Source organism: Pseudomonas sp. AC247, from assembly GCF_979258015.1.
This window is the reverse complement of record NZ_OZ409829.1, coordinates 479,796-505,129: the sequence shown is the minus strand read 5'-3', so window position 1 is coordinate 505,129 and position 25,334 is coordinate 479,796. Positions and strand designations below refer to the sequence as shown.

Sequence of the window (25,334 nt, the reverse complement as noted above, 5' to 3'; positions counted from 1 at the left end):
ATTTCAATGTCCGATTTCAACACCGCTGAATCCGTAGTCACCGAATCGTCCAAAGCGGAATACGAAAACTCCATCAATCTTTCACAACACCTGCCACAAGCCAAAATCATCAGCGAGATGGTCCTGGACGCGTTCCAGTCGACCCGCGAAAGCGACCAGATCCGCGAACTACGTACCGCAATCCGTCACGCTCACGACAGCTTCGACGACGACAAGGCCTACGAACTGATGGGCCAACTCAAGTCGCTGAAAGACGCCGAAGCCGCCGACCTCGCCGCGCTTGAAGACCTGAGCAGCAAGTTTTCGATCGGCCGCATCCTGTCCAGCTTCAAGGACGATCCGGCCTTCCAGGAAATCGTCTACGGCCTGGCCCTCAAAGTGCTGAACCAGACCCATCAGGCGATCAGCAACCCGAGCGGCGGCAAGAGCAAGGCTGCGAAGAAGAAAGAAGTCGAAATCTTCACCATCAGCAAAGACGGCATCAGCGTAACCCTGCCATTGCGCACACCGCGTTCGCGTTTGAGCGTTGACCGTGAAGCGCTGGAATTCCTCGGTTTCACCTTCGTCGGTGAAGGCGAAGAGGCGGAACTGGAAAGCGAAGTCTTCGTTGATAACGACGGCACCGAGCAAGCAGTGAACCGCAAGAACATCATCACTGCGCTGCAGAAGAAAACGGCGTTTGATGGCTACAGCATCGCTGCACAGTAATTTTCAGCGCTGACGAAAAAGCCCCGCTCTGAGATTCAGGCGGGGCTTTTTGTTGTCTGGCTTTCGGGGGATTACGCGCCCGAATGCACTGCCACGATCATGTCCACTTCAATCGCCGCATTCTTCGGCAACTGATACACGCCAACCGTCGTCCGCGTATGCCGCCCTGCATCACCCAGCACATGGCTGAACACGTCTGAAGCACCGTTGGCCACTTCACTCAGATCCACAAAATCAGGCGTCGATTTCACATACACCGTCACCCGCAACAACGCCTTGATCTTGTCCAGCGAACCCACCGCATCAACTATCAGCGCCAGGCAACGCATCGCACTGATACTCGCAGCGGCTTGCGCATCCTTGAGCGTCAACTCCAGCCCGACGCGACCGGGATACTGAATCTTGCCGTGGGTGCGCGGCACCATGCCGCTGATGTACAGCTCATCATGATGACGGATCAGCGGCGCGTAATTGCCGCCAGCGGTGTTCTCACCATAGATGTCGTAATTCAGCTCTTGCGCCAGGGCAATAAAACGCTCGTCGCAGGTCATCCTCTCAGTCATTTCGCCCTGCCTCTCAGTCAATAATTGGATAACCGCAGTTAAAAACAGTAAAGCACCAGTTAAGTGGCATGGCGCTATCACTGATAGATTTGAGCGAGTCTATGTGGTTTGCCATGGCACCGCAGATTGCCCCGCGAGAGCCATAAAACAAAGGCCCTATGCTTCACTCGAAAGGTAGGGCCTTAAAACTGTAACGCTTTTTAATCACACAGCACTTAAGCGTTCAACCATGTCAGGGAATTTCTCAACCAAACGGATCAACAACGCTGCTTGAGCATTAGGCTTCGACTTTTCCTGCTCCCAGTTTCTCAGAGTGCTGGGGCTTGTCCTGATTCGCTTGGCAAAGACTGCCTGAGACATATGTAACCTTTCGCGCAGGGCCACAATTTCCTGAGCACCGACCTCGGGGACAGGTTTGTCCTCGAACGTCGTATTACGTAACGTAATTTTTCCTTCGCGTTGAGCTGCCATCTCATCAACGCCCTGCATCAATTCTGCAAACAGGTCGCGTTTTTTCATGGGGTGCCTCTTGTTTTCAACTCTTTATCAATGGCTTTCTTGAGCGCCTTCTCTTGCTCGGCTGTCAGATTCTCAAGCTCATCTTTGTCGTAAATGGCAAACATCCAGAACTGACTATCATTCATAAGCCAATAGTAGAGAACCCGCAAGCCGCCTCGTCGCCCTTTACCACGGCGAACATCAGCCCAACGCAGTTTCCGAAAACCACCTGTTCGCGGCATCACGTCACCCGACAGCGGATTACTCAGCAAATAGCTCTGCAGCTCTCGATACTCGTCGTCCGTCAGGTAATGACCAACGCTTGCGGTAAATATTGTGGTTTCAAAGAAGACTGTTCGCATGGGCAAACTATAGGCAACTCGCCTACAGATAGACTATCAACAAATTCCACATCAGATAAACAAAAAACCCCGCACATCTCTCAATGTGCGGGGTTTTTCTTCAAGCCTTTCAGCCTTACGGCGCGTACGTCAGCAGCAGCTCTGCCGGCACCTTGAAGTCCAGGGACATCATGACGCTCAGTGCAGTGATGGTGAAGATCGAGAACACGAACAGCTTGCGTGCCCAGACTGTGTCATCCACTGCTTTGTAGCCGGTCCAGGCCATGTACAACCAGTACATGCCCATGGCCGCGGCGACGGCGAGGTAGCTCATGCCGGCGTAGCCGCTGAAGGTCAGCATCAAGGTCGCCACGAGGAACGCCAGGATGTAGAGCAGGATGTGCTTCTTCGCCACTTTAATCCCGCGCTTCACAGGCAGCACCGGAATCGATGCGGCCAGGTAATCGTTGAAGCGGAAGATCGCGATGGCGTAGGAATGCGGCATCTGCCACAGGCTGAACATCACCAGCAACGTCAGCGCGGCCATGTCGAAGCTGTTGGTTACGGCAACGTAACCGATCACTGGCGGCATGGCGCCGGACAGACTGCCCACCAGCGTGCCGTGAACCGACTTGCGCTTGAGGTACAGGCTGTAGAAGCCGACGTAGATAACGAAGCCGATTACGGCGAACAGGGCAGCCAACGGGTTGGCCACCTTGTACAACAAGGCAACGCCGAGAACACCAAGGATGGTCGCGTAAACCAGTGCCAGTTTCAGGGAGATCAAGCCCTGTACCAGCACGCGGTTTTTGGTGCGTTCCATCTTCAGGTCGATGTCGCGGTCGATGCAGTTGTTGAACACGCAACCGGAGGCGACGACCAGGGATGTACCGATCATGGCGGCGAGAAACACCGCCAGATCAACATGCCCTTTCGAGGCCAGGAAGAACCCGCCTGCCACAGAAAGCACGTTACCGAAAATGATCCCCGGTTTGGTGATTTGGATAAAGTGCTTGAGCGACATCGGGTCTACCTCACTTCGCCATCATGTACGTGTGGATGCTGAACATGATCCACAACGACAGGCCAACCAGCAGCACGATCACGATCGCCGTGAAGACGAATGCAATCACGTTGTTACGCTGAGCAATGGAACGGTCCAGGTGCAGGAAGTAATACAGGTGAACGATCACCTGGATCACTGCGAACAGCAGAACGATTGCCAGCGTGGTGGCCTTCGGCAGGCTCGGGTACATCACCAGACCGAATGGGATAACGGTCAGGATCACCGACAGGATGAAGCCAATGGCGTACGACTTTACGCTGCCGTGGCCAGCATCATGGCTGTCATGGGAGTGTGCATTAGCCATTACAGAGTCCCCATCAGGTAAACAACGGTGAATACGCAGATCCACACCACGTCCAGGAAGTGCCAGAACAGGCTCAGGCAGCTCAGACGGGTCTTGTTGGTCGCCGTCAGGCCGTGCTTGTTGACCTGGTACATCATGATGCCCATCCAGATCAGACCCGCCGAAACGTGCAGACCGTGGGTACCGACCAGGGTGAAGAACGCCGACAGGAAGCCCGAACGGCTAGGACCGAAGCCCTCGGAGATCAGCAGATGGAACTCGTTGATCTCCATGGCGATAAAGCCTGCGCCCAGCAGGAAGGTCATGAACAACCAACCCAGAACCTGCTGCTTCTTGCCTTTGAACAACGCCAGCATGGCGAAGCCGTAGGTGATCGAACTGAACAACAGCAGAGCGGTTTCGCCCAGCACGTATGGCAGTTCGAAGATGTCGTGGCCCGCAGGGCCACCGGCGACGTTGTTTACCAGTACCGCGTATACCGCGAAGATCGACGCAAACAGAATGCAGTCGGTCATCAGGTAGAGCCAGAAACCGTATACGGTCATCTCGCCCGAATCGTGGTGATGGTCATCGTGCCCATGTTCACCATGGGCGTGTCCAGCATTGGTCACTAAATTCGACATGGTTTAAGCCTGTTCCAACGAGGTTTCAACACGGGTGGCGGAGGCCGGGATTTTCCCTGCCGCGACCAGACGCTTGTGCTGCTCGGCTTCGATACGCTCGATCGTTTCAACCGGAACCATATAGCCCTGGTCGTCACGTGCAGCGTGGATCACGAAGTAGATGACAGTACCGGCCAGGCTCGCGATCGCCAGCCACCAGATGTGCCAGATCATCGCGAAACCGAATACGGTCAACAGCGCGCCCATCACCACACCAGTGGCGGTGTTGTTCGGCATGTGGATCGGCTCGTACTTGGCCGGTTGCTGGTACGCAGTACCGTTTTCCTTGGCTTCAGTGAACGGGTCGATGCAGTCAGCTTTTGGCAGCACAGCGAAGTTGTAGAACGGCGGTGGCGACGAGGTCGACCATTCCAGAGTGTGTGCATTCCACGGGTCACCGTGATCGCAAACGTTCTCTGGCTTGTTGCGGTCACGCACACTGACGTACAGCTGAATCAGTTGGCAGGCGATACCGGCAGCAATCATCACCGCCCCGAACATGGCAACGTACAGGTACGGTACCCACTCAGGGTTGGTGGTGGCGTTCAGACGACGGGTCATGCCCATGAAGCCCAGTGCATAGAGCGGCATGAATGCGACGAAGAAGCCCGAGATCCAGAACCAGAACGCTGCTTTACCCCAGCCTTCATGCAGCTTGAAGCCGAACGCTTTCGGGAAGTAGAACGCGAAACCTGCGATGTAACCGAATACCGCACCGCCGATGATCACGTTATGGAAGTGCGCGATCACGAACAGGCTGTTGTGCAGAACGAAGTCAGCACCCGGGATGGCCAGCAGTACGCCGGTCATGCCGCCGATGGCGAAGGTCACCATGAAGCCCAGGGTCCACAGCACTTGGCTGGTGAAACGCAGACGGCCCTGGTAGATGGTGAACAGCCAGTTGAATAGCTTCACACCCGTCGGGATGGAAATCAGCATCGTCGCCAGACCGAAGAAGGCGTTGACGCTGGCACCCGAACCCATGGTGAAGAAGTGGTGCAGCCAAACCATGAAGCCCAGTACCGAGATCGCGCCCGAGGCGTAGATCATCGAGTGGTGGCCGAACAGTTTCTTGCCGGTGAACGCCGAGATCACTTCCGAGAAGATGCCGAATGCCGGCAGGATCAGGATGTAAACCTCAGGGTGGCCCCACGCCCAGAACAGGTTGACGTACATCATTGGATTGCCACCAAGTTCATTGGTGAAAATGTGGAAATCCATGTAACGGTCAAGGGTCAGCAGTGCCAGGGTAGCGGTCAGGATCGGGAACGAAGCCACGATCAGAACGTTTGCCCAGGTGCAGGTCCAGGTGAAGATCGGCATGTCCATCAGTTTCATGCCAGGAGTACGCATTTTCAGTACGGTCGCGAGGAAGTTAACCCCCGTCAGCGTCGTACCTAACCCGGATAACTGTAGCGCCCAGATGTAGTAGTCCATGCCCACGCCAGGGCTGTATTGCAGACCCGACAATGGTGGATAGGCAACCCAACCGGTCTTGGCGAATTCGCCAACGCCCAGGGACAGGTTGATCAGCACAACGCCGGACACCAGCAGCCAGAAGCTCAGGGAGTTCAGGAACGGGAACGCAACGTCACGCGCGCCGATCTGCAGCGGCACTGCAAGGTTCATCAGGCCGGTGAAGAATGGCATCGCCATGAAGATGATCATGATCACACCGTGAGCGGTGAAGATCTGGTCATAGTGTTCAGGTGGCAGGTAGCCAGGCGAACCCTCGGTGGCCATGGCCAACTGGGTACGCATCATGATGGCGTCGGCAAAACCGCGCAGCAGCATGACCATGGCGACGATGATGTACATCACGCCGATTTTCTTGTGGTCAACCGAAGTCAGCCACTCGGTCCACAAGTACGTCCACTTCTTGAAGTAGGTGATTGCAGCGAACAGCGCCAGACCACCGAGGGCGATCATGGCGATGGTAATCATCACGATCGGCTCGTGGAATGGGACTGCTTCCCAACTTAATTTACCAAACATCGTTTACTCCTCTGCCCCGGCAGCTGAATGCGAACTCGAGTCAATTTCCGTGGCCGCCACTTCTTTCTCTTTCTTCTCGTGCTTCAGCGGCTTGCCCGGCTTCATACCTTCGTACTTGTCGACGATGATCTGGAACTGGTTCGGCGTGACCGAGGAGTAGAGCTCGACTGGGTTGTTCTGGCTTGGCTTGGCAAGGGCTGCGTATTCAGCTTGATCAAGCTGTTTAGGTGACTTCTTGACTTCACTTACCCAGGCGTCGAAATCTTCCTGAGTGGTGGAGATAGCTTTGAACTTCATGCCGGTGAAACCCGCGCCGCTGTAGTTGGCGGAGATACCGTCCATTTCAGCGTTACGGTCAGCGATCAGGTGCAGCTTGGTCTGCATGCCCGCCATCGCGTAGATCTGGCCGCCCAGACCCGGGATGAAGAACGAGTTCATCACAGCGTCAGAGGTGATCTTGAAGTTGATTGGCGTGTGCGCCGGGAACACGATCTTGTTGACCGTGGCGATGCCTTGTTCCGGGTAGATGAACAGCCACTTCCAGTCCAGCGCGACCACTTCGATGGTCACAGGCTTGACGTCGGATTCGATTGGACGATATGGGTCCAGTTCGTGGGTGGAGATGTAGGTGATGTAACCCAGGGCAATGATGATCAGGACCGGGATGGTCCAGACTGCCACTTCGATTTTGGTCGAGTGCGACCATTTCGGGGTGTAGACGGCGTTCTTGTTCGACGCGCGGTATTTCCAGGCGAACAGGAAGGTCATGACGATAACCGGCACAACGACCAACAGCATCAGCAGGGTCGCGGTGATGATCAGGTTGCGCTGTTCCAGGCCGACCTGGCCCGTTGGATTGAGCAAGGTCATGTTGCAGCCTCCCAGCAACAACGTGCCGAGCAGCGGCACTAGGCCTAGTAATCTGGGGTACCTGTTTTTACTCATCTCACGACCTCTAAAGCAGCTTGCGCAATGCAGTTGGGTTTTGATCGCCAACACTTCACCCTGCCAAGGGTTGGCATTTTCTTTGGATTGAATAAGGGCCGCCCGTCGCGCGTCAGACGCTCGACAAATCCTGGGACAGCGTTAAGTTCTTATTCGAATTCGTGGTCAAAGGCCTTGTTACAGACCAATTCCATTTGGTGCGGAAAGTTGGAAGGCACCGACACCTGGGTGTCTTGAAAGCCTTCCGACTTGCTCGACACCCGACTTTCTGCGCAGCGCCTTAATAAAGTCTTCCTTAATAAAGGCTGAACAGTGCCGGGAATTCAGTGCGGGCGATTGTAGATAGGTAGCGCCCTATACACCATGTCTTATCCCGAAATAATTTTTATCCGTTCGAGCAACAATCCATCACCATTTTTGCAAAAGTTCCGCATGTTATCGAAATCGATTCTCAACAAAAACACCAAAAAATGTAGGTGTATCCGCCTCAGTTCAGACAGCTCCGAAGGCTTTTTTTGAACCCCCGATCGGCGCAAAGCCCGATATTCCAAGGGCTCTGGCCATTTGCCAGAGCGTGTTAAAACTGCCTGATCTGGCACTTGCGTTCAAAAGCCGCAAAACGTTGAAACAGACCAATGATTTTGTGTAACAAGAGACCAATCCGGCACTTCGCGACACCCTGCGACACGGCGCGTGTGACAACATGTCGCACACTCGCCGCACCCACTATTGCCGTTCGTCACGGTGTTTTCACAAACACTCTGAAATGCAAAACGCCCCGATTTGCTGATCCGCAAATCGAGGCGTTTTCTGTATCGGCCTGATCGCCGAATAGTTGACTCAGCGCAGTGCTTTTCGGTTACGCGAGGTCAACAGCGGCACCAGGATCACCACCAGCACGAACGCCACCAGCGCCCATTGCGCCAGCGACAGACCGAGGATCGGCGGGTACGGCGTCGAGCAGAAACCGTCGACCTGGAAGCCCAGCGGGAAGATCTTCGCCAGTGGCAGATCATCGACAATCGGCTGCAGCACATCGATGCCACAACTGACCGCCGGGTAGAACTGCGTGTACACGTGATGCCCGGCCACTCCGGCGCCGGCAATCGCACAGATCACCACCAACACTTCAAACACGGTGATGCTGCGGCGGGTGCGCATGGCCGCGCCAATGAAGGCGAAGAGCGCAATCAGCAGCAACGCATAACGTTGCAGAATGCACAGCGGGCATGGCGCTTCACCGAGCACGATTTGCATATAAAGCGCGCCACCGATCAGCGCCAGGCAGATGATCCCCAACAGCACCAGAAAGCGCCGCTCACGGCCCAACCGAATCGTTTCCTCGCTCATCGCGTTTCCCTTTTATGTCCATGGTTCAGCCGGCTCGCGACTGAAGGTTGTCGCAAGTCTACACCGGGGCAATAAACGATAAAGCGGTTAAGCAACCATTAAGTCGTAGTGAGGTTTGCCCAATCAGAATGGTGTAACGGCCATCGCGAGCAGGCTCACTCCTACAAGGGATCTGTGTCGTACACCATTCTCATGTACGCCACTGCGCCTGTAGGAGTGAGCCTGCTCGCGATGAAAGCGACTCAGTCTTAAGGATTACTCCAAAGCCGAGGCCGGCCCAAAGAACTCATAACGACTCTGCTTCTCCGGCACACCCAGCGCTTTCAAATGACGCTTGATCGCCCCCATGAAGCCTTTCGGCCCCAGGAAGTAAGCGTCGACATCGCGCTGCTCCGGCAGCCACTCGCCAAGCAATTCCTGATCCAGCATTCCGACCTTGTCCGCCGCCGGGCTCACGCCATCGTCTTCGGCATAGCAGTAGAAACGTTTGAGTTGCGGATGACGCGCCGCCAAGCCATCGATCCAGTCACGAAACGCATGAACACTGCCATTGCGCGCGCAGTGGATAAAGTGCACCGGCCGCTCGGTTTCCAGCGCCGCTTCAAGCATCGCCAGGGTCGGGGTGATGCCGACGCCGCCGCTGATCAGCACCAGCGGTTTATCGCTGGCGGTCAGGGTGAACTCACCCGATGGCGGGAACAACTGAATGCTCGCGCCGACATGCAACTGATCGTGCAGATGGTTGGACGCGCGGCCACCCGGTTCGCGTTTGACGCTGATACGGTACTGACCTTTATTAGCCAGCGCCGACAGCGAGTAGTTACGGCGGATTTCTTCGCCGTCGAGGATCAGCTTCATACCGATGTACTGACCCGGCTCAGCCGCCAGAATCGGGCCTTTGTCGGCAGGCTCGAAGTAAAAGGAGATGATTTCCGCACTCTCCTCGACCTTGGCCGCGACGATGAATTCACGCGCGCCGCGCCAGCCGCCGACCGCTTGTTCTTTCTGGTCATAAATAGCGGTTTCGGCGCCGATCAGGATGTCAGCCAGTTGACCGTACGCTGCGCCCCAGGCGCTCATCACTTCAGGCGTGGCAATTTCTTCGCCGAGCACTTCGGAGATGGCGCGCAGCAGGCAGGCGCCAACGATCGGGTAGTGCTCCGGGAGGATTTGCAGGGCGACGTGCTTGTTGATGATTTTCGCCACCAGATCGCCCAACTGATCGAGTTGATCGATGTGGCGGGCGTACATCAGCACACCATTGGCCAAGGCACGCGGCTGGTCGCCGCTGGCCTGATGCGCCTGGTTGAACAGCGGGCGCACTTCAGGGTATTCAGAGAGCATCATGCGATAGAAGTGCGTGATCAGCGCTTCGCCGCCGCTTTCCAGCAGAGGCACGGTGGATTTGACGATGGCACGATCCTGGACGCTAAGCATAAGAGTGACTCCCGAGCTTTCTTTGAAAAGTTACTCATGCTTTATCAGTTTCCGTGCCAACTTTTTAATCCATATAAATCAATAGCTTGAAAACGAGATAGTCATAATGACTCAAGAAGCCTTATAGTCATCCAGACTACATCTTGTCTCTTTGACTACAAGACCATGACTGCCAAATCCCTGCTCACCGCTCTGCTGCCCCTGGTCTCTGACCTGTCCCGCGAATTGCCCGAGGGCGAACGCTATCGACGCCTGCTCGAAGCCATGCGCGCCTTGCTGCCGTGCGATGCCGCCGCGTTGTTGCGCCTGGACGGCGAATCGCTGGTGCCGCTGGCGGTGGATGGCTTGAGCACCGACACCCTCGGCCGGCGCTTCAAAGTCAGCGAGCATCCGCGTTTCGAAATCCTCCTGGCCGGTGCCGGGCCGACACGCTTTGCCGCTGACAGTGACCTGCCCGACCCTTATGACGGGCTGGTCGACGGCCTCGACGAACACCTCGAAGTTCACGATTGCCTCGGCTGTCCGCTGTTTGTCGATGAAAAGCTCTGGGGCTTGATCACCCTCGACGCCCTCGATCCCGAGCGATTCGAACCGATCGAACTCGACGCCCTGCAAGCCTTCGCCAGCCTAGCGGCGGCCACGGTCAATGCCGCCGAACGCATCGAACGCCTGGCGACTCGCGCCGAAGACGAGCACCAGCGCGCCGAGGTCTACCGTCAGGCCAGCGGCCAACAGAACCGCGAAATGATCGGCCAGAGCAAAGCCCTCAAACGCTTGGTGGAAGAAATCAATCTGGTCGGCGGCAGTGACCTGACCGTGTTGATCACCGGTGAAACCGGGGTCGGCAAAGAACTGGTGGCGCAGGCGATCCACGCCGCTTCAGCGCGTGCCGACAAACCGATCATCAGCCTCAATTGCGCCGCCCTCCCCGACACGCTGGTCGAAAGCGAATTGTTCGGCCACGTACGCGGCGCGTTCACCGGTGCCACCAGTGACCGTCGTGGCAAATTCGAACTGGCCAACGGCGGCACGCTGTTTCTCGATGAAGTCGGCGAGTTGTCGCTGACGGTGCAGGCCAAGTTGCTGCGCGTCTTGCAGAGCGGGCAGTTGCAGCGTTTGGGTTCGGACAAGGAACATCAGGTCGATGTGCGCCTGATCGCCGCGACTAACCGTGACCTGGCGGAAGAAGTCCGCAGCGGGCGTTATCGCGCCGACTTCTACCATCGTTTGAGCGTGTACCCATTAAAGGTACCGGCACTGCGTGATCGTGGTCGCGATGTGTTGTTGCTCAGCGGTTTTTTCCTCGAACAGAATCGCTCGCGCATGGGCCTCAACAGCCTGCGCCTGAACAGTGACGCCCAGGACGCCCTGCTCACCTACACTTGGCCGGGCAACGTGCGCGAACTGGAGCACTTGATCGGCCGCAGCGCGTTGAAGGCTTTGGGCAACTGCAAGGTGCGGCCGAAGATCCTCAGCCTGAGCGCGGCGGATCTGGATTTGCCGCATGAGGTTGTGGATAACTCGACCGCACCGACTGCCGAAGTTGCAGTGGCGGCGCCGTTGATCAACGGCGATTTGCGCAGTGCCACTGAGGAGTATCAGCGCCGTTTGATCAGTGCGGCGCTGGAACGCAATCAGGATAACTGGGCAAGCGCAGCGCGGGAGCTGGGGCTGGATCGGGCGAATCTTGGGCGGATGGCCAAGCGGTTGGGAATGAAATAACCCCATCAACTGGCTTGAGTGGATTCCCTCACCAGAGGATATTTTCACAGGCCACTCCGTAGGAGCTGCCGCAGGCTGCGATCTTTTGATCTTCACCTGCCCAATGGCCCTAAAGCCTGCCCCCGACAAGTCGATAACCCGGCATCAATAGTTTCTGGCGATTTCCACCCTCGCCCACCACCTTTCCACAGAAGGTTTATATGTCCTCCACCAAAGCCCGCGCAGATTCACTTTCGCTTCTGCTGTTTACCTTGCGCAGCGGCAAGTTGATGGCGATCAACCTGCTGAAAGTCAGTGAAATCATCCCCTGCCCGCCGCTGACCAAGCTGCCGGAGTCGCACCCGCACGTGAAGGGCATCGCCACTCTGCGCGGCGCGTCGCTGTCGGTCATCGACCTCAGCCGCGCCATCGGCGAGCGGCCGCTGGAAGACCCGAACGGCGGCTGCCTGATCGTCACCGACGTCAGCCGTTCCAAGCAAGGCCTGCATGTACAGGCCGTGAGCAAAATCGTCCACTGCCTGACCACCGACATCAAACCGCCGCCGTTCGGCTCCGGTGGCTCGCGCGCTTACATCACTGGCGTGACTTCGGTGGACGGCACGCTGGTGCAGGTGCTCGACATCGAAAAGGTTATCCACAGCATCGCCCCGGCGCAGATCGAAATGGCCCCGACCGACCTGACCATGGAAGACGCCGAAGTGCTCGGTAACGCACGGATTCTGGTGGTCGATGACAGCCAGGTGGCGCTGCAGCAATCGGTGCACACTCTGCGCAACCTCGGTCTGCAATGCCATACCGCGCGCAGTGCCAAGGAAGCCATCGACTGCCTGCTCGACCTGCAAGGCACGGCGCAGCAGATCAACCTTATCGTCTCCGACATCGAGATGTCCGAGATGGACGGCTACGCCTTCACCCGCACCCTGCGCGAGACGCCGGACTTCGCCCACCTCTACGTGCTGCTGCACACCTCGCTCGACAGCGCGATGAACAGCGAGAAAGCCCGACTGGCCGGGGCGAACGGCGTGCTGACCAAGTTCTCCTCGCCGGAACTGACCCACTGCCTGATCGAAGCGGCCAAACACGTCGCGGCGCACGGGCACTGAGTCTTGGGCGAGACGTACTGTTTTTTGATGCGCCGCGACCTTGGCAAGGAAGCGCTGGATGCGCTTCTGCCTCAAGGTATTGAGCTGTGCACCTACTCCGTCGCAGTGGCGGCGGAGGTGCATGACTTGATGCAGTTCGGCTACCGCGAAGGTGGCGGCCGGGTGCCGGCGCTGGATGCTTGGCAGAAGCAGTTCGAGAGCGATCCTGAATACGATCCGACACTGTGCTTTATTGCCCGCGATGCCGAGGGTGTCGTCGGTGTGGCGCAATGCTGGACCAGTGCCTATATCAAGAATCTGGTGGTGCATCCACGGATGCAGGGGCGCGGGTTGGGCCGGGCGTTGTTGCTTAACGCATTCAACGCATTTCAGCAGCGGCGCGAAGGCTTTGTTGATTTGAAGGTGCTGGAAGACAACCTGCGGGCGCAGCGCTTGTATGAAAGTGCCGGCATGTACGTAGTCCGCCGCGAGCTGGTGCCGGACCTGTAAAGTCAAAAGATCGCAGCCTTCGGCAGCTCCTACAGGGAAACGCATATCCATGTAGGAGCTGCCGAAGGCTGCGATCTTTTAGCGCTGTCCGAGGCAACAAAACTCTTTAGGCACACTCCAACCTTGGCCACTCACGCCCCAGGATGCCTGATCATGAAAACCCTCACCGCCAGCCTGCTCTGCCTCACCGCCCTAGCCTCCCAGGCCCACGCCTCCAGCCCCGACGCCTGGGCCGCCTACGACAAAACCGTACTCGCCAGTTGCACCAAAGCCAGCGGCCTGAAAAATGCCAAACCCGTCGGCACCCCCGCACAATTCGACGACCGCGTCGGCTACACCGCCGTGTTGCTGCAAGGCCAATACCCGCAAAAACACATGAAAGGCCAGCAAGGCAGCGAGCTGTGCCTGTACAACAAGCAAACGAAAACCGCCTTCGTCACCGAGTGGGACTCGATCCGCCCGACCGCCAAACCTCAGTGAATGGCGCATAACTTGCTTCGACCCGGGCCTGTGCGGTGGTTTTCCGCCACCGTTTCACACCTTGGTTGAAGAAAGATCGCTCAATGAATACGACGTTTTCCTGCGTAGGCTGCGGCAAGTGCTGCACCGACCACCATGTGCCCCTGACCTTGGCCGAAGCCCGCATGTGGGCGGCGGATGGCGGCCAGGTGATCGTGTTAGTCGAAGCCTTTCTCGGCAATGGCCTGGGCCTGCCGGCGCACCAGCGTGAACACGCCGAACGTCGTTCAGCGGTGGTGCGCAGCGGCATCACGCAAGCGCATGTGGCAATCACTTTTGCCGCGTACAACGTCGGCCCCTGCCGGAATCTTGACGAAGACAAGCTCTGCCGGATTTACGAACGGCGGCCGCTGGTTTGCCGCATCTATCCGGCAGAAATCAATCCGCACATCCCGCTCAACCCTGCTGCCAAGGATTGCCCGCCGGAATCCTGGACCCAGGGACCGGCTTTGATTGCGGGGGGTGAGTTGGTTGATCAGGAATTGGTTGAATTGATTCAGCGCTCGCGTCAGGCCGATCGGGATGAAATCGGCACCAAGGACGCAATCTGTGCGCTGCTGGGGATTCGTACTACGGCGTTGAAAGGTGATGGCTTCACCGCCTACCTGCCGAACATGGCGGCATTCGCCACGGTCATCGATCAGGTGAGTGCGCAGCCGCCGGGCGAGGTTCACAGCGAATGGCTGTTTCATGTGTCCGGGGATGACATTGCCGGGCAAGTGCTGGCGGCGGGGGCGCAAGTGGTGACCGAGCCGGCGCAGACGTATGCGTTTATCTCGTTGCGCGCGGCCTGATCAGAATTTTACGGCGAACGAACTGGCCTCATCGCTGGCAAGCCAGCTCCCACAGGGTTTTGTGGCGTACACAAATTGTGTGAACACCCGAGAATAATGTGGGAGCTGGCTTGCCAGCGATGGGGCCTTTGCAGGCGACCTCAATCGCGAACCTGCCGCCGCCCCCAGAATTCACGCGCCAACAAGCGCAAATCCCCCGCCAGCCCTGCCACATCCTCAGAGTTTTGCTGACTCTGCCGCCCCTCATCCACCGTCACCTCGCACGCCGTGCGGATGCTGACGATGTTGCGATTGATGTCCTCGCTCACCGCGCTCTGCTGCTCCACCGCCGCCGCTATCTGCAGGCTCATCTCGGTGATCTGCTCGACCCGCTCACTGATCCCGTCCAGCGCCCGCGCCGCGCGTTGCGCCTGTTCGACACTGTTATCGACATGCTCGCTGCTCTGTTGCATGACCATCACCGCATCGCGCGCGCCGTTTTGCAGGGTACTGATCATGCGCTGAATTTCGTTGGTCGATTGCTGGGTGCGTTGCGCCAAGCCGCGCACCTCATCCGCTACCACCGCAAAGCCACGCCCGGCATCACCGGCGCGCGCCGCTTCGATCGCCGCGTTGAGCGCCAGCAGATTGGTCTGCTCGGCGATGCTGCGGATCACCTCCAGCACCCCGGAGATCTCGCTGCTGTGACCTTCGAGCTGATGAATCACCTCGGTGGCGCGCCCCAACTCTTCCGCCAGACGCAACACCGCACGGCGACTCTCACCCACCAGCAAATGCCCCTCGCGGGTTTCGGTTCCGGCCATGTCTGCCGCCACCGAAGCTTGCTGCGCATGGCTGGCCACCTGCGCGACACTGGCGGCCATTTGATGAATCGCTGCCGCCACCAGATCGGTTTCTGCTTGCTGCGCGAGTGAACTGCTATGACTGCTCTGCAGATGATCGACCAGTTGCGCGGCATGCCTGGCCAATTGCTGCGAGGCATCGCCAATGCGCCCGACCACCGCGCCGACCTGCGCCTCAAGCATCTGCAAGGCGAACTCGATCTGCCCCAACTCATCGCCCCGGCCGGTGTAGATGGTCTGGCTCAAAGGGTTGTCGGCAATATGTTTCGCACGTTCGGTGAGACGCACCAGCGGACGCAAAATCCAGCGCACACCCAACGCACAGGCGCCACTGCCAGCTACAAACGCAGCGGCTTCTATCCAGAACGACTCCGGTCGTAGCCACGTCTCGATACTCAAGACCATGCCAAGCAACGCACTGCCCAGCGCAGTGATCTTCGCCTGCACGCTGATCTCAGGCAGTTGCCAGCGCGTCATCTGATCACCGCGCAATTGCGCATAAGCGCGCTCAGCCGCCGCGACCAGACGCGCGTCTGGCCGCGTGCGCACCGACTGATACTCCACCGCCACGCCGTTCTGTGTGACCGGTGTGACAAAGGCGCTGACCCAATAATGATCACCGTTCTTGCAACGATTCTTCACCAGCCCCATCCACGACCGCCCGCGTTTGAGCGTCTGCCACATGTGCGCAAACGCCTGCGCCGGCATGTCCGGATGACGCAGCAGGTGGTGCGGCGTCCCCAGCAGTTCGTCGCGGGTATAACCGCTGATCTGGATGAAATCGTCGTTGGCGTAGGTGATCGCGCTGGTCAGATCGGTGGTCGAAAGAATGTTCGCATCCAGCGCCACGTCGACGTTGCGGCCGGTCACCGGGAGATTGATCTTCATGGATAGCGCGCTCGTTTTATGGGAAGAGTCGGCAGGGCTGCTGACTCTAAGCGCACCAATTGGTCAAATATTGATCTGGCTCAGGAACTGAGCACTTAGCCATCACTGTGTTCGATAATCATCGCCATCGAAAATCACAGTGAGGGCCGCAGGCGGGAATAAAACTCAGCGCTTGCCCATCGAACGACGGGTGCCCGGCGGCGCCATGCCCGGGGTCTTGGTGTGGCCATTCTTGGCGCCGTTCTTGTACCAAGGCTGGTTAGAGCCTTTGGCAGAAGCCAGCTCGCCCGGTTTGAACGGGAACTTGAAGGCCGGAATTTCGGCTTTGGTGTCGCTGGTATCGGCCAGTTCAGCCGAGACATCGCTGACAGCGTCGTCAACCGGCGGCAGGGTCGGGGAAGTCATAAAAGCTCCGGAAAGCAAAAAGTCGGGCCCGAACAGTGAGCCGCGAAGGCGCGCAGTATACCTGCGCGCCATGGCTCGGCACCTGAAGATTTACAGCGCACGCCGAACGGCTCACAGGTAGGTGATGGTGACGATGCCTTTATCGGTCGAAGTCTTCAGCGCTTCGTAGCTCATGGAGATCGGCAGCGACTGATGGCCGCAAGCGTTGCGATCAGTGTCCACCTCGACTTTCAGACCAGGCTTGATTTCGACCTGACGGGACTGCGCGGCGGACAACGCGCCGACACGTGCGACCGCACAGCCGGAATTGACGATCTGCCCGGTAAAACGGATCTCGCCAGATTGACTGCCAGGTGCAGCGAAGGCTGCGAGTGGAAGCAAGAGAAGCAAATACGGCAGAGCGGTTTTCAGCTTCATGTCTAGACCCTCCCGGGGTGAGCGGCCCGGAAAACCCAGGCTACATAATGTTTATCCGCGAACAGGGGAGGATCTTGAGCAGGATAGTTGGCAAACAAGTCCCGAATTGGGACCGTTATACCGTCATCGCGAGCAGGCTCACTCCCACACGTGAAATGCATTCTCTCTGTAGGAGTGAGCCTGCTCGCGATGAACGATAACGCGGCGTTCCTGCCTGATCAGGGCTGGGGATCAACCCGATCCAAAACATGGTTGACCGCCAGTTCGGCGAGCATGACGATCTGCTGGATGGCCAGTGCCGTGCTGCGTTGCGGGCGGCTGAGCTGATCGGCGAAATCGCCGGCCATCACATTGGCCGAGGCCAGGGATTCGCAAGCGTGGGCGAGCAGGCTTTCGGTGTCGATGTTCGGGTGGATGAGGAACATCGTGCTGGGCAAGCGTGGTTTTATCGGGTCGGGGCTGAGGTAGAAATCGAGGGCGCGTTTTATGGCTTCGCGGTTTTTTAGCTGGTCGTCGGCACGGATGGCGTCTTCGAGGGGGGTTGTTGTTTCGAAGGGGGGATCGGGTACGGGCTTAGTCATGGAAATGTTCCTTGTCAAAAGCCAACACGTGCCGTTTCTCACGCGGCGGAGTGGTGGCAGCTATGTGCGGAGTGAGAAACCGGTAGGAACAAGCCCGGCCGAACCGAAGTTCGCCCGCACACAGCCGCCATAAAAATTGCAGGGCAGCAAAAAGCCGGCGGCAATTATGGTGGTACTGGTGTTGGATTAACAGTTCCTAAGGGTTCTCACACCCGATCGCCGAGTTTTCGGCGACAACCCAAGCCTAGAGAGCGCACGTCCGACGGACAACCTGAAAACCTTGTGGGAAGGTTCACCCATTTCGAAACGCGTTTAAACACCCACTGCCGATGTAGGAGCTGCCGCGGGCTGCGATCTTTTGATGTTCGACGTCAGATGCAAGATCAAAAGATCGCAGCCTGCGGCAGCTCCTACATGAGATTGCCGCCAACTGGAGAAAATGGTCGGCTGGCGGGCCGCCATCGCGAGCAAGCTCTGCTCCTACAAAAACAAAAGCCAGATCAAAAGATCGCAGCCTGCGGCAGCTCCTACATGAGATTGCCGCCAACTGAAGAAAATGGTCGGCTGGCGGGGCGCCATCGCTGGCAAGCCAGCTCCCACAGGGTTTTTGTGCAGTCTGTAATAAATAGGTTGGCCGCCATCGCGAGTAAGCTCTGCTCCTACGAAGAGCAAAAGCAGAACGCACACCGCTTCTGCTTCTCACCACTCAACACGATGAGCGCAAGCTCGGGTGAGCTCTTGATCTTGATCTTGATCCACGGGCGACGTCGGAAGGCTGAGTGGAGGGATTGATCCGGGGGTGGGAGCGCAGCGACCGTTTGGCGCAGCCAAACACAGCGAGAGGAGGTGCAGCGAAGCAAACCGTAGGCGCTGCGCCCGGATCGATCCCGTAGCGAAGGAACCCCGAGCCCCAGCGAGCGGGCCGCACGTAGGAGCAAGCGTTTTTTGCTTACTTTTTTAGGCGCTTGTAAAAAAGTGAGTCGCCGTCAGGGCGAAACCCTAAGTAGCCGTTACCGCAGCAACGGATATGTACACACGAAACTGACAGCGCTGACAGCCAGCCGTCACCCTCCTGACCCCCAAACAAGTTTATAACTACCCAACCTGCCCAAACTCCATACCCTTGGCGCCCACCCCGCATGCGAATCCAAAAGAACAAAGCCCTGCTCGCCACCCTATTGATCGTCCTCGCAGGCGCAGGTCTGTGGTACGCCCTGAAACCCGCCCCGACCAAACTCGCCACCCCCACCGCCATCCCGGTGCGAGTCATCGCGGTCAGCGAAAAAGACGTCCCCCGCTACACCAGCGGCATCGGCTCGGTACTCTCCCTGCACAGCGTGGTAGTGCGCCCACAAATCGACGGCATCCTCACCAAAATCCTCGTCAAAGAAGGCCAACTGGTCAAAACAGGCGACCTGCTGGCCACCATCGACGACCGCTCCATCCGCGCCAGCCTCGACCAGGCCCGCGCCCAACTGGGCGAAAGCCAGGCACAACTGCAAGTCGCCCTGGTCAACCTCAAACGCTACAAACTGCTCACCGTCGACGACGGCATCTCGAAACAGACCTACGACCAACAACAAGCTCTGGTCAACCAATTGAAGGCCACCGCCCAAGGCAACCAGGCCTCCATCGATTCCGCGCAGGTACAACTTTCCTACACGCAAATCCGCTCCCCGGTCACCGGCCGCGTCGGTATTCGTACAGTCGATGAAGGCAACTTCCTGCGCATGACCGACACCGCCGGCCTGTTCACCGTCACCCAAATCGACCCGATCGCCGTTGAATTCTCCCTGCCCCAGCAAATGCTGCCGACCCTGCAAGGCCTGATCAACGATCCACAGCGCGCCCAGGTCAAGGCCTACATCGGCGCCGACACCGATGGCGAAACCGGCAATCTGCTCGGCGAAGGTCACCTGACCCTGATCGACAACCAGATCAACGCCAACACCGGCACCATCCGCGCCAAGGCCGAGTTCGACAACGCCAGTCAGAAGCTCTGGCCCGGTCTGCTGGTCACGGTAAAAATTCAGACAGCCCTCGACAAAGATGCGCTGGTCGTCCCACCCACCGTCGTACAACGTGGCCTCGACCAACACTTCGTTTACCGGGTGAATGGCGACAAGGTCGAAGCCGTACAAGTGCAGATGGTTTACCAAGGCAGCGGCCAGGACATCATCAAAGGCGTGAAGGCCGGTGACGTGCTGGTCACCGACGGCCAGTCGCGGCTCAAGCCCGGCTCGACCGTGCAAGTCATGACCGAACCGGCGCAGGTGGTGCAAGCGGAGCCGAAACCATGAAGGCGCACAAAGGCGTCTCGACGTGGTGCATCGATCATCCGGTCGCCACAATCCTGCTGACCATCGCTCTGGTGCTGGTCGGTTTGATTGCCTTCCCGCGCTTGCCAATCGCCCCACTGCCGGAAGCGGAATTTCCTACGATTCAGGTCTCCGCGCAATTGCCCGGCGCCAGCCCCGATACCATGGCTTCATCCGTGGCCACGCCGCTGGAGGTGCAATTCAGCGCCATCCCCGGCATGACCCAGATGACTTCTAGCAGTGCGCTGGGCTCAAGCCTGCTGACCCTGCAATTCACCCTCGATAAAAGCATCGACACCGCCGCGCAAGAAGTCCAGGCGGCAATCAATACCGCCGCCGGCAAACTGCCCAAGGACATGCCGACGCTGCCTACCTGGAAGAAGGTCAACCCGGCCGACAGCCCGGTGCTGATCCTCAGCGTCAGCTCGACGCAGATGCCCGGCACTGAACTCAGCGATCTGGTGGAAACCCTGCTCTCGCGTCAGATCAGTCAGATCGACGGCGTAGGACAAATCAACATCACCGGTCAGCAACGTCCGGCGATTCGCGTACAAGCCTCGGCGGACAAACTCGCGGCGATCGGCCTGACCCTCGCCGACATTCGTCTGGCGATTCAACAGACCAGCCTCAACCTCGCCAAAGGTGCGCTGTACGGTGAATCGAGCATCTCGACGCTGTCGACCAACGACCAGTTGTTCCATCCTGAGGACTACAGCCAACTCATCGTTTCCTACAAGGATGGCGCCCCGGTTCACCTGCGCGATGTCGCCAAAGTCGTCAACGGTTCGGAAGATGCCTACGTGCAGGCGTGGGCCGGGGATCAACCCGGGGTGAACCTGGTGATCTCGCGCCAGCCCGGCGCCAACATCGTAGAAACGGTCGACCGCATTCAAGCCGCCCTGCCCGGCCTCGAAGCGATGTTGCCGGCCTCGGTGCAAGTGAAAACCCTGATCGACCGCACCCAGACCATCCGCGCCTCGCTGCATGAGGTCGAAATCACCCTGTTGATCGCGATCATGCTGGTGGTCGCGGTGATGGCGCTGTTTCTGCGCCAGCTGTCGGCGACCCTGATCGTGTCGGCAGTGCTCGGCGTATCGCTGATCGCCAGTTTCGCCCTGATGTACATCCTCGGTTTCAGCCTGAACAACCTGACGCTGGTGGCGATCGTGGTGGCCGTGGGGTTTGTGGTCGACGATGCGATCGTCGTGGTGGAAAACATCCACCGGCACCTTGAGGCCGGCGACGATATGCGCGAAGCGGCGATCAAGGGCGCTGGCGAGATTGGCTTCACCGTGGTCTCGATCAGTTTCTCGTTGGTGGCGGCGTTTATTCCGCTGCTGTTCATGGGCGGTGTGGTCGGGCGACTGTTCAAGGAATTCGCCCTGACCGCGACCTCGACCATCATGATTTCCGTGGTGGTGTCGCTGACTTTGGCGCCGACGCTGGCCGCGCTGTTCATGCGCAAACCGGTGCACCACGCCCACGACAAACCGGGCTTCAGCGAACGTTTGCTCAGTTGGTATGAGAAAGGCCTGCGCCGCGCCCTCGCTCATCAAAAATTGATGATTGGCGTGTTCGGTTTATCGCTGGCGCTGGCCATCGGCGGTTACATCTTTATCCCGAAAGGTTTCTTCCCGGTGCAGGACACCGGTTTCGTCCTCGGCACCACCGAAGCTGCGGCGGATATTTCCTATGGCGACATGGTGAAAAAACACTTGGCCATGGCCGAAATCGTCGCCGCTGACCCGGCCGTGCAAGCGTTTTCCCACTCGGTGGGTGTCTCCGGCAGCAACCAGACCATCGCCAACGGCCGCTTCTGGATTGCCCTGAAAAAACGCGGTGACCGCGACGTCAGCGCCAGCCAGTTCATCGACCGCATCCGCCCGCAACTGATGAAAGTCCCCGGCATCGTGCTGTACCTGCGCGCAGGCCAAGACATCAACCTCAGCTCCGGCCCGAGCCGCGCGCAGTACCAATACGTGCTCAAGAGCAACGACGGCGCAACACTCGCCACCTGGACGCAACGCCTCACGGAAAAACTGCGCAGCAACCCTGCATTCCGCGACATTTCCAACGACCTGCAACTGGGCGGCAGCATCACCCACATCAGCATCGACCGCAGCGCCGCCGCGCGTTTTGGCCTGACCGCCAGCGATGTCGACGAGGCGCTGTACGACGCCTTCGGTCAACGGCAGATCAATGAATTCCAGACCCAGGTCAACCAGTACAACGTGATTCTGGAGCTGGACACTAAGCAGCGCGGCAAGGCCGAAAGCCTCAACTATTTCTATCTGCGCTCACCGCTGAGTGGCGAGATGGTGCCGCTATCGGCGCTGGCCAAATTCGATGCGCCGACCATTGGCCCGTTGTCGATTGCCCACGACGGCATGTTCCCCGCCGCCAACCTGTCGTTCAACCTCGCGCCCGGCGTGGCGTTGGGTGATGCGGTGATTCTGCTTAATCAGGCCAAGGCCGAGATCGGCATGCCCACCGCGATCAGCGGCAATTTTCAGGGTGCGGCGCAGGCGTTCCAGAGTTCGCTGGCCAGTCAGCCATGGCTGATTCTCGCGGCGCTGGTGGCGGTGTACATCATTCTCGGCGTGCTTTATGAAAGCTTCGTACACCCGCTGACGATCATTTCGACGTTGCCGGCGGCAGGCTTGGGCGCGGTGATCATGCTGTGGATCTGCGGTCAGGACTTTTCGATCATGGCGTTGATCGGCCTGGTGTTGCTGATCGGTATCGTCAAGAAGAACGGCATCCTGATGATCGACTTTGCATTGGAAGCCCAGCGCCACCGAGGCTTATCACCTCAGGATGCGATTTTCGAAGCGTGCATCACGCGGTTTCGGCCGATCATCATGACCACCCTCGCCGCCCTGCTCGGCGCGCTGCCGCTGATGCTCGGTTACGGCACCGGCGCCGAGCTGCGCCAACCGCTGGGCATCGCGGTGGTCGGCGGTTTGCTGGTCAGCCAGATGCTGACGTTGTTTACCACGCCGGTCATATACTTGTGGCTTGAGCGGCTGTTTCACCGGCACTCACACCCACCAGCCCCATCGCCCGCACCGGCATTGGCGACCACAGACTGAGGCAGGGTCATGCGCGTTCTGATTATCGAAGACGAGGAAAAAACCGCGGACTATCTGCACCGCGGTCTGACGGAACAGGGTTACACCGTGGATCTGGCCCGCGACGGCGTCGAGGGTCTGCATCTGGCGCTGGAAAGCGACTACGCGGTGATCGTCCTCGACGTGATGTTGCCGGGCCTCGATGGCTTCGGCGTTTTGCGCGCGTTGCGTGCACGCAAGCAGACCCCGGTGATCATGCTCACCGCTCGCGAGCGCGTCGAAGACCGCATTAAAGGCCTGCGCGACGGTGCCGACGATTACCTCGGCAAACCGTTTTCCTTCCTTGAACTGGTCGCGCGCCTGCAAGCGCTGACCCGGCGCAGTGGCGGCCATGAACCGGTGCAGGTGAGCATTGCCGACCTGTGGATCGATTTGATCAGCCGCAAGGCGACCCGCGCCGGTACACGCCTGGATCTGACCGCCAAGGAGTTTTCGCTGCTGAGCGTATTGGCTCGCCGCCAGGGTGAAATCCTCTCGAAAACCGCCATCGCCGAGATGGTCTGGGACATCAATTTCGACAGCGATGCCAACGTCGTCGAAGTAGCAATCAAACGCCTGCGCGCCAAGCTTGACGGGCCGTTCGACGAGAAGCTGCTGCACACCATTCGCGGCATGGGTTATGTGCTGGAGAGCCGTGGTGTCCAGTAATTCGATTGCCCTGCGCCTCAGTGGCATGTTCACGCTAGTGGCGCTGCTGGTGTTTCTGTTGATCGGCGGTGCGCTCTATCAGCAGGTCGATAAAGGCTTGGGATTGCTGCCGGAAGCCGAGCTGGATGCGCGTTACAGCGTGCTCGAATCGGCGCTCAATCGCTTCGGCACCCCGGAGCACTGGGCGAAGATCACCGCCAAGTTGAAGCTGCTCGGCGAAGAGGACAAACGCATTCGTTTCTGGGTGGTGAGCGGCGATCCGGGTTACGAATACGGTCAGCCGGATACGGCGATTCGCGCCTTCGCCCAAGGCCCGTTGGGCATGCGTGACCTGCAGTTGGCCGAGCATCCTTATCCGCTGAAAGTGCTGCTGACCGAGTTGCCGGCCAAGGACCAGCGCCCGCCGCTGCGCTTCATGATCGGCATTGATACCGAGACGTTTCACGAGACTCAGCACAATCTGTTGATCGCCCTGATCGGGCTGGCGATTGTCGGTGTGTTGATGGCGTCGGCACTGGGGTATTGGGTGGCGCGGATCGGCCTGAAACCGCTGATCAAACTCTCCCATGAAGCCCAGCGTCTGGCGCCGCCGCTGCGGGCCGGGCGCTTGCGTTTGTCACCACTGCCGCCGGAACTGGAACAGTTTGTCGACTCGTTCAACTCGACGCTGGAACGGGTCGAACTGGCTTATTCGCGACTGGAGTCGTTCAACGCCGACGTCGCCCATGAGTTGCGCTCGCCGCTGACCAATCTGATCGGCCAGACCCAAGTGGCGCTGACCCGTGGGCGCTCTGCCGAACATTATTTCGAAGTGCTGCAATCCAATCTGGAAGAGCTGGAAAGGTTGCGTTCGATCATCAACGACATGCTGTTTCTGGCCAGTGCGGATCAGGGCAATAAGGCGACCAAACTCACCTCGACTTCGCTGGCCGATGAGGTGGCGACGACGCTGGAGTATCTGGATTTCATTCTTGAAGATGCGCAAGTTGAGGTGCAGGTCAGTGGTGATGCGCTGGTGCAGATCGAGGTCGCGCATTTGCGGCGGGCGTTGATCAATCTGCTGAGCAATGCGGTGCAGCACACCGGGCCAGGTCAGGTGATCGAGGTGCGGATTGAGGTTGAGGAACATCAAGTCAGTATCGGCGTCGCCAACCCCGGCTCGCCGATTGCCAGTGAGCATTTGCCACGCTTGTTCGAGCGGTTTTATCGGGTCGATGCGTCGCGCAGCAACAGCGGCAATAACCACGGATTGGGGCTGGCGATCGTCAAGGCGATTGCGCTGATGCATGGCGGGGATGTGTTTGTGCGCAGTGATCGGGGGATGAATACCTTTGGCATCCACCTTCCTGTCTGAATGCTTTTTTCATGGCTGAACGCGGTCAACTGTGGTGAGGGGATTTATCCCCGACCGGCTGCGCAGCAGTCGTAAATCCTGTGTGTAGGATCTACAGGGTTCTTTGAGGCTGGATTTTTGGGGCTGCTTCGCAGCCCATCGGGGATAAATCCCCTCGCCACAAGGATTTCTACCACTACTGGATGGGTGATCTTTGCTTGTGCTGTAACAGTCATTTATGAAAATCGCGCTGTTTCCCGTCGCCCGGCAACCTT

Annotated in this window: 24 protein-coding genes and 1 pseudogene; 10 read left to right on the top strand and 15 right to left on the bottom strand. The window is 58.5% G+C overall.

All coding sequences use genetic code 11. The features are described from left to right. Positions 1-6: 6 nt before the first annotated feature. A complete protein-coding gene (locus tag ACZZ0B_RS02445) occupies positions 7-708 on the top strand; it encodes a hypothetical protein (protein ID WP_008084792.1) in 702 nt (233 codons plus the stop codon). A gap of 71 nt (positions 709-779) precedes the next feature. Here ACZZ0B_RS02445 and ACZZ0B_RS02440 read toward each other — a convergent pair whose 3' ends face one another. The 10 genes from ACZZ0B_RS02440 to hmpA form a co-directional block, all read right to left on the bottom strand. Further along, entirely contained in the window at positions 780-1,271 is a 492-nt protein-coding gene (locus tag ACZZ0B_RS02440; RefSeq protein WP_008084793.1) for a RidA family protein, read from the bottom strand. Between the two features lie 204 nt (positions 1,272-1,475). Beyond that, a complete protein-coding gene (locus ACZZ0B_RS02435) occupies positions 1,476-1,790 on the bottom strand; it encodes a helix-turn-helix domain-containing protein (protein WP_008084794.1) in 315 nt (104 codons plus the stop codon). Next, complete coding sequence (locus ACZZ0B_RS02430) at positions 1,787-2,131, bottom strand: hypothetical protein (protein WP_008084795.1); 345 nt, start codon at positions 2,129-2,131, stop codon at positions 1,787-1,789. The genes ACZZ0B_RS02435 and ACZZ0B_RS02430 overlap by 4 nt, the downstream gene beginning before the upstream one ends. Positions 2,132-2,246: 115 nt before the next feature. Next, positions 2,247-3,134, bottom strand: a complete 888-nt coding sequence (cyoE, locus tag ACZZ0B_RS02425; RefSeq protein WP_008084796.1) for a heme o synthase — start codon at positions 3,132-3,134, stop codon at positions 2,247-2,249. Between the two features lie 10 nt (positions 3,135-3,144). Continuing rightward, positions 3,145-3,480 (bottom strand): cytochrome o ubiquinol oxidase subunit IV, encoded by a 336-nt coding sequence (cyoD, locus tag ACZZ0B_RS02420; protein ID WP_007916940.1) that lies wholly within the window; start codon positions 3,478-3,480, stop codon positions 3,145-3,147. After that, on the bottom strand, positions 3,480-4,103 hold the full coding sequence (gene cyoC / locus ACZZ0B_RS02415) for a cytochrome o ubiquinol oxidase subunit III (RefSeq protein ID WP_008084797.1): 624 nt from the start codon (positions 4,101-4,103) through the stop codon (positions 3,480-3,482). The genes cyoD and cyoC overlap by 1 nt, the downstream gene beginning before the upstream one ends. Positions 4,104-4,106: 3 nt before the next feature. Next, entirely contained in the window at positions 4,107-6,137 is a 2,031-nt protein-coding gene (gene cyoB, locus ACZZ0B_RS02410; RefSeq protein ID WP_008084798.1) for a cytochrome o ubiquinol oxidase subunit I, read from the bottom strand. A gap of 3 nt (positions 6,138-6,140) precedes the next feature. Beyond that, positions 6,141-7,082, bottom strand: coding sequence for a ubiquinol oxidase subunit II (cyoA, locus tag ACZZ0B_RS02405; protein ID WP_008084799.1), 942 nt, complete (start codon positions 7,080-7,082; stop codon positions 6,141-6,143). Between the two features lie 840 nt (positions 7,083-7,922). Next, a complete protein-coding gene (locus ACZZ0B_RS02400; protein WP_025109264.1) occupies positions 7,923-8,432 on the bottom strand; it encodes a disulfide bond formation protein B in 510 nt (169 codons plus the stop codon). Positions 8,433-8,687: 255 nt separating this feature from the next. Then, positions 8,688-9,869, bottom strand: coding sequence for an NO-inducible flavohemoprotein (hmpA, locus tag ACZZ0B_RS02395; protein WP_463544297.1), 1,182 nt, complete (start codon positions 9,867-9,869; stop codon positions 8,688-8,690). Positions 9,870-10,034: 165 nt separating this feature from the next. On the opposite strand from hmpA, the gene norR reads away from it, so the two are divergent. The 5 genes from norR (at position 10,035) to ACZZ0B_RS02370 (ending at position 14,496) form a co-directional block, all read left to right on the top strand. Next, positions 10,035-11,591 carry a nitric oxide reductase transcriptional regulator NorR gene (norR, locus tag ACZZ0B_RS02390; protein ID WP_463544296.1) on the top strand — a complete coding sequence of 519 codons (1,557 nt, stop codon included), beginning with the start codon at positions 10,035-10,037 and terminating at the stop codon, positions 11,589-11,591. A gap of 200 nt (positions 11,592-11,791) precedes the next feature. Continuing rightward, a complete protein-coding gene (locus ACZZ0B_RS02385; protein ID WP_008084803.1) occupies positions 11,792-12,694 on the top strand; it encodes a chemotaxis protein CheV in 903 nt (300 codons plus the stop codon). Between the two features lie 27 nt (positions 12,695-12,721). Continuing rightward, on the top strand, positions 12,722-13,183 hold the full coding sequence (locus tag ACZZ0B_RS02380) for a GNAT family N-acetyltransferase (protein ID WP_463544295.1): 462 nt from the start codon (positions 12,722-12,724) through the stop codon (positions 13,181-13,183). A 153-nt stretch (positions 13,184-13,336) separates the two neighbouring features. After that, a complete protein-coding gene (locus tag ACZZ0B_RS02375; protein ID WP_158829252.1) occupies positions 13,337-13,663 on the top strand; it encodes a hypothetical protein in 327 nt (108 codons plus the stop codon). Between the two features lie 83 nt (positions 13,664-13,746). Next, on the top strand, positions 13,747-14,496 hold the full coding sequence (locus ACZZ0B_RS02370; RefSeq protein WP_463544294.1) for a YkgJ family cysteine cluster protein: 750 nt from the start codon (positions 13,747-13,749) through the stop codon (positions 14,494-14,496). A gap of 140 nt (positions 14,497-14,636) precedes the next feature. Here the strand turns inward: ACZZ0B_RS02370 and ACZZ0B_RS02365 are convergent, their stop codons facing one another. From ACZZ0B_RS02365 to ACZZ0B_RS02345, 5 genes and pseudogenes are all read right to left on the bottom strand, one after another. Continuing rightward, a complete protein-coding gene (locus ACZZ0B_RS02365; RefSeq protein WP_463546903.1) occupies positions 14,637-15,743 on the bottom strand; it encodes a methyl-accepting chemotaxis protein in 1,107 nt (368 codons plus the stop codon). A 201-nt stretch (positions 15,744-15,944) separates the two neighbouring features. Then, positions 15,945-16,226 (bottom strand): annotated as a pseudogene (locus tag ACZZ0B_RS02360) (PAS domain-containing protein); the annotation flags it as partial. A 165-nt stretch (positions 16,227-16,391) separates the two neighbouring features. Continuing rightward, on the bottom strand, positions 16,392-16,631 hold the full coding sequence (locus ACZZ0B_RS02355) for a hypothetical protein (RefSeq protein WP_008083852.1): 240 nt from the start codon (positions 16,629-16,631) through the stop codon (positions 16,392-16,394). Positions 16,632-16,742: 111 nt separating this feature from the next. Further along, positions 16,743-17,048 (bottom strand): type 1 fimbrial protein, encoded by a 306-nt coding sequence (locus ACZZ0B_RS02350; protein ID WP_440094407.1) that lies wholly within the window; start codon positions 17,046-17,048, stop codon positions 16,743-16,745. 218 nt (positions 17,049-17,266) lie between these two features. Further along, entirely contained in the window at positions 17,267-17,629 is a 363-nt protein-coding gene (locus ACZZ0B_RS02345; RefSeq protein WP_463544293.1) for a DUF6124 family protein, read from the bottom strand. Positions 17,630-18,768: 1,139 nt separating this feature from the next. On the opposite strand from ACZZ0B_RS02345, the gene ACZZ0B_RS02340 reads away from it, so the two are divergent. From ACZZ0B_RS02340 to ACZZ0B_RS02325, 4 genes are read left to right on the top strand one after another with little or no spacing between them, the layout of a single operon-like run. Further along, entirely contained in the window at positions 18,769-19,929 is a 1,161-nt protein-coding gene (locus tag ACZZ0B_RS02340) for an efflux RND transporter periplasmic adaptor subunit (protein WP_212545547.1), read from the top strand. Beyond that, positions 19,926-23,039, top strand: coding sequence for a multidrug efflux RND transporter permease subunit (locus ACZZ0B_RS02335; RefSeq protein ID WP_008088919.1), 3,114 nt, complete (start codon positions 19,926-19,928; stop codon positions 23,037-23,039). Before ACZZ0B_RS02340 ends, ACZZ0B_RS02335 begins: the two co-directional genes overlap by 4 nt. 9 nt (positions 23,040-23,048) lie before the next feature. After that, a complete protein-coding gene (locus ACZZ0B_RS02330) occupies positions 23,049-23,726 on the top strand; it encodes a heavy metal response regulator transcription factor (RefSeq protein WP_007916978.1) in 678 nt (225 codons plus the stop codon). Further along, positions 23,716-25,080, top strand: a complete 1,365-nt coding sequence (locus ACZZ0B_RS02325; protein ID WP_463544292.1) for a heavy metal sensor histidine kinase — start codon at positions 23,716-23,718, stop codon at positions 25,078-25,080. Before ACZZ0B_RS02330 ends, ACZZ0B_RS02325 begins: the two co-directional genes overlap by 11 nt. The last annotated feature ends 254 nt before the right edge of the window (positions 25,081-25,334 follow it).

Excerpts from the sequence above, each read along its gene's own strand:
- ACZZ0B_RS02445 (WP_008084792.1), top strand. The coding sequence starts at position 7 with ATGTCCGATTTCAACACCGCTGAATCCGTAGTCACCGAATCGTCCAAA.
- ACZZ0B_RS02440 (WP_008084793.1), bottom strand. The coding sequence starts at position 1,271 with ATGACTGAGAGGATGACCTGCGACGAGCGTTTTATTGCCCTGGCGCAA.
- ACZZ0B_RS02435 (WP_008084794.1), bottom strand. The coding sequence starts at position 1,790 with ATGAAAAAACGCGACCTGTTTGCAGAATTGATGCAGGGCGTTGATGAG.
- ACZZ0B_RS02430 (WP_008084795.1), bottom strand. The coding sequence starts at position 2,131 with ATGCGAACAGTCTTCTTTGAAACCACAATATTTACCGCAAGCGTTGGT.
- cyoE (WP_008084796.1), bottom strand. The coding sequence starts at position 3,134 with ATGTCGCTCAAGCACTTTATCCAAATCACCAAACCGGGGATCATTTTC.
- cyoD (WP_007916940.1), bottom strand. The coding sequence starts at position 3,480 with ATGGCTAATGCACACTCCCATGACAGCCATGATGCTGGCCACGGCAGC.
- cyoC (WP_008084797.1), bottom strand. The coding sequence starts at position 4,103 with ATGTCGAATTTAGTGACCAATGCTGGACACGCCCATGGTGAACATGGG.
- cyoB (WP_008084798.1), bottom strand. The coding sequence starts at position 6,137 with ATGTTTGGTAAATTAAGTTGGGAAGCAGTCCCATTCCACGAGCCGATC.
- cyoA (WP_008084799.1), bottom strand. The coding sequence starts at position 7,082 with ATGAGTAAAAACAGGTACCCCAGATTACTAGGCCTAGTGCCGCTGCTC.
- ACZZ0B_RS02400 (WP_025109264.1), bottom strand. The coding sequence starts at position 8,432 with ATGAGCGAGGAAACGATTCGGTTGGGCCGTGAGCGGCGCTTTCTGGTG.
- hmpA (WP_463544297.1), bottom strand. The coding sequence starts at position 9,869 with ATGCTTAGCGTCCAGGATCGTGCCATCGTCAAATCCACCGTGCCTCTG.
- norR (WP_463544296.1), top strand. The coding sequence starts at position 10,035 with ATGACTGCCAAATCCCTGCTCACCGCTCTGCTGCCCCTGGTCTCTGAC.
- ACZZ0B_RS02385 (WP_008084803.1), top strand. The coding sequence starts at position 11,792 with ATGTCCTCCACCAAAGCCCGCGCAGATTCACTTTCGCTTCTGCTGTTT.
- ACZZ0B_RS02380 (WP_463544295.1), top strand. The coding sequence starts at position 12,722 with ATGCGCCGCGACCTTGGCAAGGAAGCGCTGGATGCGCTTCTGCCTCAA.
- ACZZ0B_RS02375 (WP_158829252.1), top strand. The coding sequence starts at position 13,337 with ATGAAAACCCTCACCGCCAGCCTGCTCTGCCTCACCGCCCTAGCCTCC.
- ACZZ0B_RS02370 (WP_463544294.1), top strand. The coding sequence starts at position 13,747 with ATGAATACGACGTTTTCCTGCGTAGGCTGCGGCAAGTGCTGCACCGAC.
- ACZZ0B_RS02365 (WP_463546903.1), bottom strand. The coding sequence starts at position 15,743 with ATGGTCTTGAGTATCGAGACGTGGCTACGACCGGAGTCGTTCTGGATA.
- ACZZ0B_RS02355 (WP_008083852.1), bottom strand. The coding sequence starts at position 16,631 with ATGACTTCCCCGACCCTGCCGCCGGTTGACGACGCTGTCAGCGATGTC.
- ACZZ0B_RS02350 (WP_440094407.1), bottom strand. The coding sequence starts at position 17,048 with ATGAAGCTGAAAACCGCTCTGCCGTATTTGCTTCTCTTGCTTCCACTC.
- ACZZ0B_RS02345 (WP_463544293.1), bottom strand. The coding sequence starts at position 17,629 with ATGACTAAGCCCGTACCCGATCCCCCCTTCGAAACAACAACCCCCCTC.
- ACZZ0B_RS02340 (WP_212545547.1), top strand. The coding sequence starts at position 18,769 with ATGCGAATCCAAAAGAACAAAGCCCTGCTCGCCACCCTATTGATCGTC.
- ACZZ0B_RS02335 (WP_008088919.1), top strand. The coding sequence starts at position 19,926 with ATGAAGGCGCACAAAGGCGTCTCGACGTGGTGCATCGATCATCCGGTC.
- ACZZ0B_RS02330 (WP_007916978.1), top strand. The coding sequence starts at position 23,049 with ATGCGCGTTCTGATTATCGAAGACGAGGAAAAAACCGCGGACTATCTG.